At 73.1% G+C, this 15576-nt stretch carries 13 protein-coding genes; 9 read left to right on the forward strand and 4 right to left on the reverse strand.

The annotated features are described in order from the left end of the window. The first annotated feature begins 117 nt into the window (after positions 1–117). The 4 genes from IE94_RS0130835 to IE94_RS0130850 all read left to right on the forward strand — a co-directional run bounded on the left by IE94_RS0130835 (position 118) and on the right by IE94_RS0130850 (position 5515). Positions 118–1209: a quaternary amine ABC transporter ATP-binding protein gene (locus IE94_RS0130835; protein WP_030190833.1), complete on the forward strand. Its 1092-nt coding sequence runs from the start codon at positions 118–120 to the stop codon at positions 1207–1209. Next, positions 1202–3814: an ABC transporter permease/substrate binding protein gene (locus tag IE94_RS0130840; RefSeq protein WP_030190835.1), complete on the forward strand. Its 2613-nt coding sequence runs from the start codon at positions 1202–1204 to the stop codon at positions 3812–3814. The genes IE94_RS0130835 and IE94_RS0130840 overlap by 8 nt, the downstream gene beginning before the upstream one ends. 401 nt (positions 3815–4215) lie before the next feature. Then, the gene (locus IE94_RS0130845) at positions 4216–4785 is read left to right on the forward strand and encodes a helix-turn-helix domain-containing protein (RefSeq protein ID WP_030190837.1); all 570 of its coding nucleotides are present in this window, start codon (positions 4216–4218) and stop codon (positions 4783–4785) included. A gap of 10 nt (positions 4786–4795) precedes the next feature. Continuing rightward, positions 4796–5515 (forward strand): helical backbone metal receptor, encoded by a 720-nt coding sequence (locus tag IE94_RS0130850; protein ID WP_030190842.1) that lies wholly within the window; start codon positions 4796–4798, stop codon positions 5513–5515. Here the strand turns inward: IE94_RS0130850 and IE94_RS0130855 are convergent. Next, the gene (locus IE94_RS0130855) at positions 5442–6626 is read right to left on the reverse strand and encodes a TDT family transporter (protein WP_030190844.1); all 1185 of its coding nucleotides are present in this window, start codon (positions 6624–6626) and stop codon (positions 5442–5444) included. The genes IE94_RS0130850 and IE94_RS0130855 overlap by 74 nt on opposite strands. 70 nt (positions 6627–6696) lie before the next feature. Here IE94_RS0130855 and IE94_RS0130860 point away from each other — a divergent pair, with 70 nt between their 5' ends. Then, positions 6697–7668 (forward strand): LysR family transcriptional regulator, encoded by a 972-nt coding sequence (locus IE94_RS0130860; protein ID WP_030190846.1) that lies wholly within the window; start codon positions 6697–6699, stop codon positions 7666–7668. Between the two features lie 294 nt (positions 7669–7962). On the opposite strand, the gene IE94_RS36265 is transcribed toward IE94_RS0130860, so the two are convergent. Next, positions 7963–8535, reverse strand: coding sequence for a gamma-glutamyl-gamma-aminobutyrate hydrolase family protein (locus IE94_RS36265; RefSeq protein ID WP_245235342.1), 573 nt, complete (start codon positions 8533–8535; stop codon positions 7963–7965). A 63-nt stretch (positions 8536–8598) separates the two neighbouring features. Beyond that, entirely contained in the window at positions 8599–9309 is a 711-nt protein-coding gene (locus IE94_RS0130870) for a FadR/GntR family transcriptional regulator (protein WP_030190848.1), read from the reverse strand. A 107-nt stretch (positions 9310–9416) separates the two neighbouring features. Here IE94_RS0130870 and glnA4 point away from each other — a divergent pair, with 107 nt between their 5' ends. Genes glnA4 through IE94_RS0130890 form a run of 4 tightly spaced genes read left to right on the forward strand, consistent with a single transcriptional unit; the run spans position 9417 to position 13975 of the window. Beyond that, the gene (gene glnA4, locus IE94_RS0130875; protein ID WP_030190850.1) at positions 9417–10775 is read left to right on the forward strand and encodes a gamma-glutamylethanolamide synthetase GlnA4; all 1359 of its coding nucleotides are present in this window, start codon (positions 9417–9419) and stop codon (positions 10773–10775) included. A gap of 7 nt (positions 10776–10782) precedes the next feature. After that, the gene (locus tag IE94_RS0130880) at positions 10783–12177 is read left to right on the forward strand and encodes an aldehyde dehydrogenase family protein (RefSeq protein ID WP_030190852.1); all 1395 of its coding nucleotides are present in this window, start codon (positions 10783–10785) and stop codon (positions 12175–12177) included. Between the two features lie 6 nt (positions 12178–12183). Continuing rightward, on the forward strand, positions 12184–12966 hold the full coding sequence (locus IE94_RS0130885) for a 3-oxoacyl-ACP reductase (protein ID WP_030190854.1): 783 nt from the start codon (positions 12184–12186) through the stop codon (positions 12964–12966). Positions 12967–13003: 37 nt separating this feature from the next. Beyond that, complete coding sequence (locus tag IE94_RS0130890) at positions 13004–13975, forward strand: DUF2510 domain-containing protein (RefSeq protein ID WP_030190856.1); 972 nt, start codon at positions 13004–13006, stop codon at positions 13973–13975. Positions 13976–13995: 20 nt separating this feature from the next. On the opposite strand, the gene IE94_RS0130895 is transcribed toward IE94_RS0130890, so the two are convergent. Beyond that, complete coding sequence (locus IE94_RS0130895) at positions 13996–15204, reverse strand: alanine racemase (protein WP_030190858.1); 1209 nt, start codon at positions 15202–15204, stop codon at positions 13996–13998. Positions 15205–15576 lie beyond the last annotated feature (372 nt).

A 15576-nucleotide genomic window follows, 5' to 3' on the forward strand; every position in this document is an offset into this window, starting at 1 on the left:
CGCATGTTTGGTGCATAAGGATCGGGGCAGGCGCGCAGCCGGGCCGAAGCTGGTTGATGCGTTCAACTGTTAGGGGAGCTTTGGGCCCTGCCCCTGCCCCCGAGCCAAGAGGTAAGCGTGTCAGCCAGACTAGAGGCCGAGAACCTGTACAAGGTCTTCGGCAGGAAACCGGACCAGGCAGTCCAGCGGCTGCGCCAGGAGGACGTCCGGGAGGAACTGCGCGCCGACGGCACCACCGCCGCCGTCATCGACGCGTCCTTCACCGTGGAGCCCGGCGAGATCTTCGTGGTCATGGGACTGTCCGGATCAGGCAAGTCCACGCTGCTGCGCATGCTCAACGGCCTCTCGGAGCCGACCGCCGGACACGTCCGCTTCGGGGGCCAGGACCTCACCGAGCTCAGCGACCGCGAGCTGCGCGAGGTCCGTTCCAAGAAGATCAGCATGGTCTTCCAGCACTTCGCGCTCTTCCCCCACCGCAGCGTCCGTGACAACGCTGCCTACGGTCTCGAAGTGCAGGGCGTGCCCCGCGCCGAGCGCGAACGCCGCGCCGACGAGGCGCTCGCCCTGTGCGGCCTGGCCGGCTGGGAGAAGTCCTGGCCCGACGAGCTGTCCGGCGGCATGCAGCAGCGGGTCGGCCTGGCCCGCGCGCTCGCCACGGACGCCGACCTGCTGCTGATGGACGAGTCCTTCAGCGCCCTCGACCCGCTGATCCGCCGCGACATGCAGGACCAGCTGCTCGACCTCCAGAAGACCCTGAAGAAGACCATCGTCTTCATCACCCACGACCTCAACGAGGCCATGCGCCTGGGCGACCGCATCGCCGTGATGCGCGACGGCCGGATCGTGCAGATAGGCACCGCGCAGGACATCCTGATACGTCCCGCCAACGACTACGTCGCCTCCTTCACCAAGGACGTCGACCGCTCCCGCGTCCTGACCGCGGGCGCGGTCATGGAGACCGACGTGCGCGGCGACGAGGCGGACTGCGACTGCGAGACCGCCGCACCCGAGACGCCGTTCTCGGAGCTGTGCGCGATCAGCGCCCGCGTGCCCCACGCGGTGGCGGTGGTCGACGGCGACCGCCGACTGGTCGGCGTCGTCCCGGCCCAGCGGCTCATCGGCTTCCTCGGCGACGAGGACGACTCCGTCCCCGGCGTCTGCGACAGCCCGCGGGACAAGGGGGGCGAGAAGGTGATCAGCCGTGCCTAGGATTCCCCTCGGCGACTGGGTCAACAGCAGCGTCGACTGGCTGCTCGACAACGTCTCCTGGCTCTTCACCTTCTTCAAGAGCGTCTTCACCGGCGCCTACGACGGCATCAACGCCCTCCTCCAGGCCCCGGAGCCGCTGCTGCTGGCCGGTATCTTCGCCGTGCTGGCCTTCTGGCTGCGCGGCACCTTCGCCGGTGTCCTCTCCTTCGTGGGATTCGCCTTCATCGACTCCCTCGGCCTGTGGGAGAACGCGATGGTCACCCTGGCGCTCCTGCTGGTCGCCACGATCATCGCCCTGGTCGTCTCGGTGCCGGTGGGCATCTGGGCGGCCCGCTCGGACCGGGTGAGCGCCTTCGTCCGGCCGGTCCTGGACTTCATGCAGACGCTGCCCGCGATGATCTACCTGATCCCCGCGATCCTGTTCTTCGGGACCGGCTCCGCCCCGGGCATCGTGGCCACCCTGATCTTCGCCCTCGCCCCCGGCGTGCGCATGACCGAGCTGGGCATCCGCCAGGTCGACAAGGAACTGGTCGAGGCCGCGGAGGCGTTCGGCACCACGCCCCGCAACACCCTGCTGCGCGTCCAGCTCCCGCTCGCGCTGCCCACGGTGATGGCGGGCGTCAACCAGGTCATCATGCTCGGCCTGTCCATGGCCGCGATCGCCGGCATGGTCGGCACCGGCGGCCTCGGCGGCGACGTCATGGAGTCCATCGGCCAGCTCAACGTCGGCCTCGGCGCCGAGGCCGGCGTCGCCATCGTGATCCTGGCGATCTACCTGGACCGCATGACCAGCGCGCTGGGCACGCACGTCTCCCCGCTGGGCCGCCGCGCCGCCGCCAAGGTACGCGCCGCCAGGGGCCTGAAGATCTGGTCCTACCGCCCCCAGCCGCAGATCGCCGTGATCGGCATCGTGATCCTCGCCCTGGTGGCCGGCGGCATGGGCATGTTCGGCGGCACCGACGACGCCGACCCGGCGGCCGGCGGCAAGAACGTCGGCGCCGGCAAGAAGGTCTCCATCGGCTACATCCCCTGGGACGAGGGCGTCGCCTCCACGTTCCTGTGGAAGGAGATCCTCGAACAGCGCGGCTTCGAGGTCGAGGCCAAGCAGTTCGAGGCCGGCCCGCTCTACACCGCGCTCGCCCAGGGCACCATCGACTTCCAGACCGACTCGTGGCTGCCCACGACCCACGAGCAGTACTGGAAGAAGTACGGCGAGCAACTGGAGGACCTCGGCTCCTGGTACGACCAGACGTCGCTGGAGCTGACCGTCCCGGCGTACATGAAGGACGTCGACTCCCTGGACGACCTCAAGGGCAGGGCCGACCTCTTCGGCGGGAAGATCACCGGCATCGAGCCCAGTGCCGGCGAGATGAACCTGCTCAAGAGCAAGGTCCTCAAGGAGTACGGCCTCGACAAGGAGTACAAGGTCGTCGACAGCTCCACGCCGGCGATGCTGGCCGAGCTGAAGCGGGCCTACAGCAAGCAGGAACCGATCGTCACGACGCTGTGGTCCCCGCACTGGGCGTACAACGACTACAAGCTGAAGAAGCTCAAGGACCCCAAGGGCGCCTGGGGCAAGGGCGACGGCGTGCACTCGCTGTCGCGCAAGGGCTTCACCGAGGACAACCCGGTCGTGGCCCAGTGGCTGAAGGACTTCTCCATGACGGAGAAGCAGCTCACCAGCCTGGAGGCCGAGATCAACAAGGCCGGCAAGGGGCAGCAGCAGGACGCCGTCCGCACCTGGCTCAAGGCCAACCCGGGTGTCGTCGACAAGCTCGCCCCGGTCGGGGGCGGCGCCGGCGCCACCCCCGCCGAGGCCAAGCAGGCCCTCGACGTGGCCTGGTTCCCCTGGGAGGAGGACGTCGCCGTCACCTACCTGTGGAAGAACGTCCTGGAGCGGCGCGGCTACAGGATGAACCTGAAGCAGATGGACGTCGGCCCGGTCTACACCGGCCTGGCCTCCGGAGGCATCGACCTCAACTTCGACGCGTGGCTGCCCTACGCCCAGAGCAACTACTGGAACAAGCACAAGGACAACCTCGTCGACCTGGGCACCTGGTACGAGCCGACCTCCCTGGAGATCGCCGTCCCCTCGTACGTGAAGGACGTCAAGTCCCTCGCGGACCTCAAGGGCAAGAGCGACCTCTTCGACGGGAGGATCATCGGCATCGAGCCCGGCACCGGTGAGATGCAGCTGCTGAAGAACGAGGTGCTGCCGGGCTACGGCCTGGAGGACGAGTACGACGTCGTCGACGGCTCGACGCCCGCGATGCTGGCCGAGCTCAAGCGCGCCCTCGCCAAGAAGGAGCCGGTCGCGGTCACCCTGTGGTCGCCGCACTGGGCCTACAGCGACTACGAGCTGACCAAGCTGAAGGACCCGAAGAAGGCCTTCGGGGAGGGCAACACGATCCGGACCATCTCCAGCAAGGACTTCCCCGAGCAGTACCCGCAGCTCACGAAGTGGATCAAGAACTTCAAGATGAGCGAGGACGAGCTGGGCAGCCTGGAGGCCGAGATCAAGGACCGCGGCCAGGGCCAGGAGGAGGAAGCCGTCGCGGCCTGGCTGAAGGAGCACCCGGACATGGTCGGCCGGATGACCCCGTAGCGGCGCGGTACCCGACGATCCTCACCCGAGGGGTGGGCCCGGTGGCGTCTCCTGACGGCGCGCCGCCGGGCCCACCCCTCGGGTCGTTCCCGGATGGGACACGGTGGGAATCCGGCCAACCACGGAGCGCCAAGTCCCGGCCCGAGCAGCCCGCGACCGGGGCGCGGGGGACCGGGGGGAACATGCGGGAGCGTCCACGCCTTGAACCGATAGAGCACGCGGAGCCACCGGGCGATGGCGAGAAATGTGAGATCCCGGCCACCGCACCGTGACATCGATGTGACGGCCGCGTGAAACGGTTTGCCGAACATGCGTAGGGTGCAGAGAGCTCATCAGGAGGACCGCGCCCCGCACCGGGCGCGGTGACGGTACGACGACGGGTGAAGGAGGGAGCCGGAGCGATGGGCGACCACAAAGATCAGCACCTCCGGGTGGGCGCGGCCGTACGGCGGCGGCGCCGGGACCTCGAACTCACCCTCGCCGTGGTGTCCGAGCGCAGCGGCCTGTCCGTGCCCTTCCTGAGCCAGATCGAGAACGACCGGGCGCGGCCCAGCCAGACCTCCCTGGAGAAGGTGGCCGACGCCCTGCGCACCACCGCCGTCGAACTGCTCGCCGCCGCCGACCCCGCGTGCAGCGTCGACGTGGTCCGTGCCGAGGACCCCGACCCCGAGTTGGCACCCAGGGTGCGCTCCCTGGTGCGCGGGCACCACCAGATGCACGCCTCCGAGTTCACCGGCGACCATGACGCCGGGCGGGAACTGCAGTACCGCAACGACCAGTTGATGTTCGTCGCCGAGGGCGCCGTGGAGATCGAGGCCGAGGGCCGCGCCTACCGGCTCGGGCGGGGCGACACGCTGTACCTCACCGGAGGGGTGCGGCACCGCTGGCGGGCCACCGTGCCGGACACCCGGCTGATCGTCGTCGCCGTCGCCGAGCACATCGAGGCGGTCCGGGAAGGACCCCGCCGGTGAGGGCCTGCCGGTGAGGGTGGTCTCGCTGGTGCCGTCGCTGACCGAGGCGGTGGCACGCACCCTCCCCGGGGCGCTGATCGGCGCCACCGACTGGTGCACCCACCCGGCCGGCCTCGACGTGGTCCGCGTCGGCGGCACCAAGAACCCGAAGACCGAGCGGGTCCTCGCCCTCGCCCCCGACCTGGTTGTCGCCAACGAGGAGGAGAACCGCGCCCCCGACCTCGACGCCCTGCGTGCGGCGGGCGTCGAGGTGCTGGTGACCGAGGTGCGCACCGTCCCGCAGGCCTTCACCGAACTGGACCGGGTGCTGACCGCCTGCGGTGCCCGCTCCCGGCCCCGCTGGCTGGACGAGGCGCAGGCCGCCTGGAGCGACCCGCCCGCCCCCGAGCGGCGCGCCACGGCCGTCGTGCCGATCTGGCGCAGGCCCTGGATGGTGCTGGGCCGCGACACCTTCGCCGGGGACCTCCTGGCCCGCCTCGGCGTCGACCACCTGTACGCCACCCACACCGAGCGCTACCCGAAGGTCCCCGTGGACGAACTGCGGGCGGCCGGCCCGGACGTCGTGGTGCTCCCGGACGAGCCGTACCGCTTCACCGCCGACGACGGCCCGGAGGCCTTCCCCGGCCTGCCCTGCGCCCTCGTCGACGGGCGGTACCTCACGTGGTACGGGCCGTCACTGGCCGAGGCGCCCCGGGCGCTGGCCGCGGCCCTGCGAGCAGCACACCGCTGAGCAGGCCCCGGACCGTCCGCACGGCGGCGACGGCCCAGGCGGCGACGAGCAGGGCGTACAGGGCGACGGCGAGCCCGTCGTAGACGACCAGTCCCGTCTCGCGGGCCAGCGTCTCGGCGCCGGTGACACAGGTGCCCACCGGGAAGGTGAAGGACCACCACGTCATCGAGAAGCCCATGCCCACCCGGAGGGCCCGCACGACGTGCGCGGCGGCGAGGGCCAGCCACATCAGGGCGAAGCCCGTCACGGGCACCCCGTACAGCACGGCGAAGACGGAGAACCCCTCGGCGTACGGCCCCGGCAGGACGCCCGGCGCCACGTCCGCGAACTTCCCCACGGCGGTCGTCGACTGGCCGAGCGGGCCGAGGACGAGGAACAGCGACGGGGTGAGCGCGAGGGGCAGCGGGCCGCCGGTGAGCAGCCTGCCGAAGATCACCGGCAGCGTCACCAGCGTCGCGAACAGACTGACCCCGAACATCGCGACGCACGCGAGCAGCAGCGTCTGCCGGGGCTCTCCCGCCGGGAGGTGCGGGACCAGCAGCGGACCGACGGCCGCGGACACCATCGGTGCGACGAGCGGCAGCAGCCACACGGGGCTGGCCCGGCCCGGCTCGATGCGGTGGCGCACGGCCATCAGGTACGGCACGGCGACCGCCGCCGTGAGCCCGATCACCGTACCGGCGGTGAACAGCACGGTGTCCAGGGCGAGCGCGGCCGAGGTGCCGATCCAGTCCCGGCCGAGGGCCAGGGCGCCGCCGCCGACCGCCAGCAGGGCCATCGACAGGCAGCCGTAGAACGGGGCCGCGGCCGGGTCCAGGAGGTGGGCGCGAGCCTGGTCGCGGTGGTGGCGCCAGTGCAGCGACCGGGCGATCAGGAGCACCGCCAGCAGGAGGAGGGACAGCGCCCAGACCGCGGTGCACACGGTACGCAGGCCGGGCATGTGCCCGGGGAGAGCGGCCCCCGCCGTACCGACGATGGCGGTGCCCATGACGCAGGCGTACCAGTTGGGCCCGAGATGACGGAGGGCCGGGACCCGCCGTACGGCCGGGCCGGCGGGGGGCGAGGGGGCGGGCCCGGGGACGGGAGAGCGGTGCTGGGCTGCGGTGACCATGACTCCACCGTCCCGGCGGACGGAGCCCCTGACCAGGGAGCATGTCCCTATGAGGGCATAAGCTGGAGTTATGGGCAGGAGTACGGCGAGCGGGGCGGGGAGCGGCGTGGGCGGCACAGAGGCGGGGCAAGAGGGCCGGCCGCGGCCCGCTGCGGGCCTGGCGCACCGGGTGCCCGACCTCGGCGCGATGGAGCTGCTGCTGGCGGTGGCGCGCCTGGGCAGCCTCGGCGGGGCGGCGCGCGAACTGGGCATCACGCAGCCGGCCGCCAGCAGCCGCATCCGCTCGATGGAACGGCAGCTGGGCGTCGCCCTGGTGGACCGCTCGCCGCGCGGTTCCCGGCTCACCGACGCGGGCGCGCTGGTCACGGACTGGGCGCGGCGGATCATGGAGGCCGCCGAGGCGTTCGACGCGGGCGCGCAGGCGCTGCGGGACCGGCGGGACTCGCGGCTGCGGGTCGCGGCGAGCATGACGATCGCCGAGTACCTGCTGCCGGGCTGGCTGGTCGCGCTGCGCACACAGCTGCCGGACACGGCGGTGTCGCTGCTGGCGGGCAACTCGGCGGCGGTGGCCGAGCGGCTGCTGGCCGGCGAGGCCGACCTCGGCTTCGTGGAGGGGGTGAGTGTGCCGACCGGCCTCGACTCCGCCGTCATCGGCCACGACCGGCTCATCGTCGTGACCGCGCCGGGCCACCCCTGGGCCCGGCGCGGGCGCCCGCTGGAGGCGGCGGAGCTGGCGGCCACCCCGCTGATCCTGCGCGAGAAGGGCTCGGGCACCCGGCAGGTCCTGGACGCGGCGCTGGGCGGTCTGGCCCGCCCCCTGATCGAACTGTCCTCGACCACGGCCGTGAAGGCGGCCGCGGTGGGCGGCGCCGGGCCCTCCGTCCTCAGCGAACTCGCCGTCGGCGAGGAACTGACCACCCGGCGCCTGGTGAGCGTCCCCGTGGCGGACGTCGTCCTGGCCCGCGACCTGCGAGCGGTGTGGCCCACCGGCCACCGCCCCACCGGCCCGGCCCGCCAACTGCTGTCCCTGACCCGGGCGTAGGCGGGCCGCCCCGGGCGTAGCGGGCCGTCCCGGGCGTAGCGGGCCGCCTCGGGCGTAGGCGGGCCGCCTCGGCGAGCGGTTCACACCGGCGCCGGCACCGGCCGCCGCGATCGGGGCGATGCCGACCCGGTGGGGTCTCGACGTCGCCGGGGCGGTGCCGTGCCGGTCGGTGTCGGGTGGGTTGGGGGCGCCGTCGGGTCGCTCAGCGTGCTCAGTCCGCTGCCGCCGCGTTCACCAGGGCGTGCATCACGCGTGTGTCCTCGCCCATCTCCGGGTGCCACTGGACGCCGATGCTCAGTCCGCTGCCGCCGCGTTCACCAGGGCGTGCATCACGCGTGTGTCCTCGCCCATCTCCGGGTGCCACTGGACGCCGAACATCTCCTCCGGTACGGCACCGGCGTACCGCGTCCCCGGCACCGGACGGACCAGGTGGCCGCCGAACACGCCCACCGCCTCGGCGTGCCCCTCGATGTGCTGGACCAGGGTGCCGCCCAGGGCGACGTTGAGCAGTTGCATGCCCCGGCATACGCCCAGCAACGGCACGCCCGCGGCCAGGGCCGCCCCGATGAGCGCCAGCTCCCAGGTGTCCCGGGCCCGGGCCGGCGGGCCGGTGCGCGGATCGGGCTCGGCGCCGTAACGGACCGGCTCCACGTCCGGGCCGCCCGCGATCACCAGCCCGTCGACGCGGGCGACGGCCGCGGCGGCGTGCTCCGGCGCGTCCGGCGGGAGCATCGCGGCCAGCCCGCCCGCCCGCTGCACCAGCCGCGGATACCCGGCCGGCAGCAGCGCCGCCTCCAGCTCCCACACGCCCCAGCGCGCCCCGGACTCCAGATACGTACTGACACCGATCAGCGGCCGGTCGGCCATCCGTCCTCCAGACAATGAACCGTTCCCATACCTTTGCCGGAGGGCACGGTCGCGGCAAGGCGGTCAGGTCAGGAACCCGCGCAGCAGCGCCGCCGTCCCCGCACAGTGCTCCCGCGCGATCTCCCGAGCCGCGTCCGCGTCCCCGTCGAGCACCGCCGCCACCAGCGCGGCGTGCTGGCGCTGGGAGTGCTCCAGGTTGCGCACCAGCAGCGGGATGCAGTCCAGCAGGTCGTTGAGGGTGGCACGGACGGCCGCGTACTGCGCCGCCAGCGCCGGTGAGCCGCACAGCTCCGCCAGGGTGAGGTGCAGCATCGTGTCCCGCCGCCGGTACTGCGCCAGCGGCGCGTCCCGGGTGCCGGTCAGTGCCGCGCCCAGCCGCTCCGCCCCCGCGTCCGTCAGCCCGTGCGCCGCGCACAGCCCGACCGCGCCCACCTCCAGCACCTCCCGGAAGCGCAGCACGTCCTCGATGTCCACCCCCGCCACCCGGCGCCGCAGTTCGTCCTCGCCGGCCGCGTCCGCGCGGGCCAGCACGAACGTTCCGCCGTAGCGCCCGCGCCGCGCCTCGACCAGCCCCTGCTCCTGGAGCACCCGCAGCACCTCGCGCAGCGTCACCCGGCTGATCCCCAGCCGCTCCGCCAGCTCCCGCTCGGCCGGCAGCCGCTCGCCGCCCGCCACCAGGCCCAGCCGGACGACCTGGAGGATCTGCTTCAGCGCCTCCTCGAAGCCGTTCCCGGCCCGCACCGGTCGCAGCACCGGCGCCAGCCGGTCCGTCACGCTCCCGGCACTCCCGCCGGATTCCTCCCGCACGCGGCCGCGCCCCCTTCCCAACCAAAGGTTCCCGGCAATACCTTATGGCTCCCGGCCAGAAGGAGGCTCTCCCCGTGGCAGACCGCACACCCCCGCTCGGGGTCGAGGAGCTGCACGCCCTCGTCGCCGCCGGTGACATCGACACCGTCGTCCTGGCCTTCCCCGACATGCAGGGCCGCCTCCAGGGCAAGCGGTTCGCCGCGCGCTTCTTCCTCGACGAGGTCCTCGCACACGGCACCGAGGGCTGCAACTACCTCCTCGCCGTCGACGCCGACATGAACACCGTCGACGGCTACGCCATGTCCTCCTGGGACCGCGGCTACGGCGACTTCGCCATGCGCCCCGACCCGGCCACCCTGCGCCGGCTGCCCTGGAACGAGGGCACCGCGATGGCCGTCGCCGACCTCGCCTGGGAGGACGGCTCCCCGGTGCTCGCCGCGCCCCGGCAGATCCTGCGCCGCCAACTGGAGCGGCTCGCCGGGCACGGCTACACCGCGCAGGTCGGCACCGAGCTGGAGTTCATCGTCTTCCGCGACACCTACGAACACGCCTGGGACGCGGGCTACCGCGGCCTGACCCCGGCCAACCAGTACAACGTCGACTACTCGGTGCTCGGCACCGGCCGCGTCGAACCGCTGCTGCGCCGCATCCGCAACGAGATGGCCGGCGCCGGCCTCACCGTCGAGTCCGCCAAGGGCGAGTGCAACCCGGGCCAGCACGAGATCGCCTTCCGCTACGACGAGGCCCTGGTCACCTGCGACCAGCACGCGGTCTACAAGACCGGCGCCAAGGAGATCGCCGCCCAGGAGGGCATGTCCCTCACCTTCATGGCCAAGTACAACGAGCGCGAGGGCAACTCCTGCCACATCCACCTCTCGCTCGCCGACCCCGACGGCCGCAACGCGATGGCCGACGGGACCGGCATGTCCGAGGTCATGCGGCACTTCCTCGCCGGACAACTGGTGGCGCTGCGCGAGTTCTCCCTCCTCTACGCCCCGCACATCAACTCCTACAAGCGCTTCCAGCCCGGCTCCTTCGCCCCCACCGCCGTCGCCTGGGGCCACGACAACCGCACCTGCGCCCTGCGCGTCGTCGGCCACGGCCGCTCGCTCCGCTTCGAGAACCGGCTCCCCGGCGGCGACGTCAACCCCTACCTCGCGGTGGCCGGTCTGGTCGCGGCCGGACTGCACGGCGTCGAGCAGCGGCTGGAGCTGCCCGATCCCTGCCCCGGCAACGCGTACGCCGCCGACTTCGAGCACGTCCCCTCCACCCTGCGCGAGGCCGCCGAGCTGTGGGAGAACAGCGCCCTCGCCAAGGCCGCCTTCGGGGACGAGGTCGTCGCCCACTACCGCAACATGGCACGCGTCGAACTGGACGCGTACGACGCCGCCGTCACGGACTGGGAACTGCGCCGCTCCTTCGAACGCATGTGAGGCCCACGTGTCCCACTCGTCCCACTCGTCCCACGAGTCGCCCGACCTGGTCGTACTGAATCCCGCCACCGAAGAGGTCGTCGCCACCGTCCCCGCCGCCTCCGCGGCCGACGTGGACGCCGCCGTCGCACGCGCCGCACGGGCCCAGGGCGCCTGGGCCGCCCTCGCCCCCGGCGACCGGGCCCGACTGCTGCGCCGCTTCGCCGTCACCGTCGACGAGCACCTGGAGGAGCTGGCCCGTCTGGAGGTCCGCCAGGCCGGGCACCTCCTGGGCAACGCCCGCTGGGAGGCCGGCAACGTCCGCGACCTGCTCGACTACGCCGCCGGGGGAGTGGAGCGGCTCACCGGCCGCCAGATTCCGGTGGCAGGCGGCCTGGACGTCACGCTCCTCGAACCACTCGGCGTCGTCGGCGTCATCGCCCCCTGGAACTTCCCCATGCCGATCGCCGCGTGGGCCGCCGCCCCGGCGCTCGCGGCGGGCAACGCGGTCCTCCTCAAGCCCGCCGAGACGACCCCGCTCACCGCACTCCGCCTGGCCGAACTCGCCCTGGCGGCGGGCCTTCCCGAGGGCCTGTTCCAGGTACTGCCCGGCCACGGGCCGGTCGCGGGAGACGCGCTCGTCGAGCACCCGGGCGTCGCCAAGATCGTCTTCACCGGGTCCACCGCCGTCGGCCGCCGGGTGGCCGCCAGGGCCGCGGCGCTCCTCAAACCCGTCACCCTCGAACTCGGCGGCAAGAGCCCCAACATCGTCTTCGCCGACGCGGACGTCGAGGCCGCCGCGGCCGCCACGCCCCTGTCCTTCCTCGACAACAGCGGCCAGGACTGCTGCGCCCGCACCCGCATCCTGGTCCAGCGGTCCGTGTACGACCGCTTCCTCGAACTCCTCGCCCCCGCGATCGAGGCCGTCCGGGTCGGCGACCCGGCCGACGAGAGCACCGAGATGGGCCCGCTGATCTCCCGCGCCCAACTGGAGCGCGTCCGCTCCCACGTCCCCGCCGACGCCGCCGGAATCCGGGGCAAGGCACCCGAGCAAGGCCCCGGATTCTGGTTCCCGCCGACCGTCCTCACCGGCGTCGACCCGCAGGCGCGCGTGGCCGTGGAGGAGGTCTTCGGGCCCGTCGCCGTCGTCCTGCCCTTCGCGGACGAGGCCGACGCGATCCGCCTGGCCAACGCCACCGCCTACGGACTGTCCGGCTCGCTGTGGACCCGGGACGTCGGCCGCGCCCTGCGCGTGTCGGGCGCGGTGCGCACCGGGAACCTGTCCGTCAACTCCCACGCCAGCGTCCGCTACTGGACACCGTTCGGCGGGTTCAAGCAGTCCGGCCTCGGCCGCGAACTGGGCCCGGACGCGCTGACCGCGTTCACCGAGACCAAGAACGTCTTCATCAGCACGGAGGGCTAGCCACTCATGACCGAGGACATCGTCTGCCGCCGCCTGGTCGGCCGTACCGCCGTCGTCACCGGAGCCGGGAGCGGCATCGGCCTCGCCTCCGCCCGCCGACTGGCCTCCGAGGGCGCCCACGTCGTCTGCGGCGACGTCGACGAGACCCGGGGCAAGGCCGCGGCCGAGCAGACCGGCGGGACCTTCGTCAAGGCCGACGTCACCGACCCCGAGCAGGTCGAGGCGCTGTTCGCGGCGGCGTACGACACCTACGGCAGCGTCGACGTCGCGTTCAACAACGCCGGCATCTCACCGCCCGACGACGACTCCATCCTGGAGACCGGCCTGGAGGCGTGGAAGCGCGTCCAGGAGGTCAACCTCACCTCCGTCTACCTGTGCTGCAAGGCCGCCATCCCCTACATGCGGCGTCAGGGCAGGGGGTCCGTCATCAACACCGCCTCCTTCGTGGCCCGGATGGGCGCGGCCACCTCGCAGATCTCGTACACGGCCTCCAAGGGCGGCGTCCTCGCCATGTCCCGGGAACTGGGCGTGCAGTTCGCGCGGGAGGGCATCCGCGTCAACGCGCTGTGCCCGGGGCCGGTCAACACCCCGCTCCTCCAGGAACTGTTCGCCAAGGACCCGGAGCGGGCCGCGCGCCGGCTCGTGCACATTCCGGTGGGGCGGTTCGCCGAGGCCGAGGAGATCGCCGCCGCCGTCGCCTTCCTGGCCAGCGACGACTCCTCCTTCGTCAACGCCACGGACTTCCTGGTGGACGGCGGGATCTCGGGGGCGTACGTCACACCGCTGTAGAACACCGCGCGCCGCGTCCTACAGTGCCGGGATGAGCATGACGCCGCCGCCCGGCTGGTACCGCGACCCGTCGGCCCCGCACCAGGAACGCTGGTGGGACGGCACCGCCTGGACGGAGCACCGCCGCGCCGCCGAACCCGCCGGGTACGGGCCGGCGGTGGGTCAGGCACCGGGACCCGGCCCGGGACCCGGCCCGGGACCCGGCCCGGGACCCGGGCCGGGGGCGGGCACCGGCGGACGCGGCAAGGCCGTCGCCGTGACCGTCGCCGCGGCCGTGCTGGTCGCGGCGATCGTCACCGGCGTGTTCGTGCTGGGCGAGGACGACGGCGGCAGCCCCCGGACCCGGACCCCGCCGGTCACGGAGAGCGCCACCGACCCCGCGCCGGTGAGCGAGTCGCCGTCCCCCTCACCCACCTCCGCCGCGCCCTCGGCCGACGACCCGGCCCTGGTCGAGGACCAGCTCAACGGCGTCACCTTCCCGCTGCCGGACGGCTGGGTCCCGCCCACGTACGTCGCGGAGGACGACGTCATGATGACCACCGACGGTACCTACGACTGCCCCGCCGACGGCGGCGTGTGCCGGCACGGCCTCGTCCTCTCCCGCACCGTCACGGCGAACTCCGAGTCGTCCCCCAAGGCCCTCGCGCGGCAGGACATCGAGGACGCGGCCGACGACGCCTACGACCGCGACCTCGTCGGCAACAAGCCCTTCGGCGGCGTCGAATCCCACCACGAGGTGGCGTCCGGCCCCGTCGCGGTCGCCGGACGTGCCGGGTACTACGTGCGCTGGCGGGTGAGGACGGCCGAGGGGCCCGGCGGCTACGTCCAGTCGACGGTGTTCCCCTCCACCGTCGGCACCGAGTCCCCGATCCTCGTCCGCTACGTCTTCGACGCGGGCGAGGACGGACCGCCCCTGACGGACATGGACCGGATCACCAAGGGCATCCGGCCCATCGGCGACGCGGACACCGGCGGCGGCGTGGGCAGCGGCATCGGCCCGACGGACTGACCCGGCCCGGGGCGCCCGCGCTACAGGAAGGTGCGCCCCTCGCCCCGGTACGTCGGCACCGTCGCCGTCACCGCGTCGCCCTCCACCAGGTGCAGGGCGTCGAACCGCTCGCACAGCTCCCCGGCCTTGGCGTGCCGGAACCACACCTTGTCGCCGATGAGCAGGTCGTCGGCGGGCGAGCCCAGCAGCGGCGTCTGCACCTCGCCCGGGCCCTCCTGGGGGTCGTAGCGCAGGCCCTCGGGCAGGTACGGCACCGGCAGCCGGTCGGCACCGGCCGCGCCCGAGGCCGGATACCCGCCGCCGAGCACGGTCACGACCCCGACCCCCGGCCGCCGTACCACGGGCTGGGCGAACAGCGCCGCCGGACGGCCGCTGAACGAGGTGTAGTTGTCGAACAACCGCGGCACGTACAGCCCGGAACCGGCCGCGATCTCGGTCACCGCGTCCTCGGCGGCGGTGTGCTGCACGCTGCCCGTGCCGCCGCCGTTGACGAACTCCAGGCCGGGCACCACGGCCCGGACCGCCCGCACCACGGCCGCCCGCCGCTCGGCGAGTTCCCGTCGGGCGGCGGCCTGCATCAGCCGCACGGCACGCGACCGGAGCGGACGCCCCGCCACCGCGTCGCCGACCCCGGCGACATGCCCCTCGTACGCCATGATGCCGACGACCTCGAACCCAGGCCGCCGGGCCACCGCGCGGGCCAGGGCGGCGACCTCGGCGGGGGAGTGCAGCGGCGAACGACGGGCGCCGACCCGCACCCGGCCCCCGAACAGCCTCAGCGAGGTGTCCAACTCCAGGCACACCCGCACGACTTCCCCGCCGCCGTCGCCGTCGCGCGCGGCGTCGACGAGGTCCAGCTGCGCCAGGTCGTCGACCATCACCGTCACGGCGGAGGCGAGCTTCGGGTCGGCGGTCAGCTCGGCGTACCCGGCGCGGTCCGCCGACGGATAGGCGAGCAGCACGTCCTCGAAACCGGAGCGCGCCAGCCACAGGGACTCGGCCAGGGTGAACGACATGACGCCCGCGAAACCGTCCCTGGCCAGGGCCCGTTCCAGCAGCGCACGACAGCGTACGGACTTGCTGGCGACCCGGATCGGCTTCCCGCCGGCCCGGCGGACCAAATCGTCCGCGTTGGCGTCGAAGGCCTCCAGGTCCACGATCGCCACGGGGGCGTCCAGATGGGCGGTGGCCCGGTCGTACCGGGCCCGGTCGGCGGCGCGTGCGGTCATGACGGCAGCCTGCCAGACAGGATTACCGCAGGGTAGGGGGACGATCCGGGCCAATGCCGCGGGCGTGCGGACTGGTTCCCCCTTCGGCGGGGTCACGCCGTAGAGTGACGCGCACGCACGGCGGGGCCCCGGCCCCGGCGGCAGGGCCCGGGGGCCCGCGCCGGGATGGCGGTCCTCCCGAGCGGGTATGCGTGCCCGGAACGGATCGGTTCCGCGCCGGGCCGGGCAGGAGGCGGTCAGGACCACCGTCTGCGGCCCGTGTCGGAGAAACGGGCCGGGCCCGAGGAAACGGGGGGTGCATGAGCACGGAAGCGCGCCGCGCCTCCCTCCCCCCGCACCCCGAAACCCCACCCCTGTCTCTTATACACATCT

Source organism: Streptomyces violaceorubidus, from assembly GCF_000717995.1.
Classification (GTDB): Bacteria; Actinomycetota; Actinomycetes; order Streptomycetales; family Streptomycetaceae; genus Streptomyces; species Streptomyces violaceorubidus.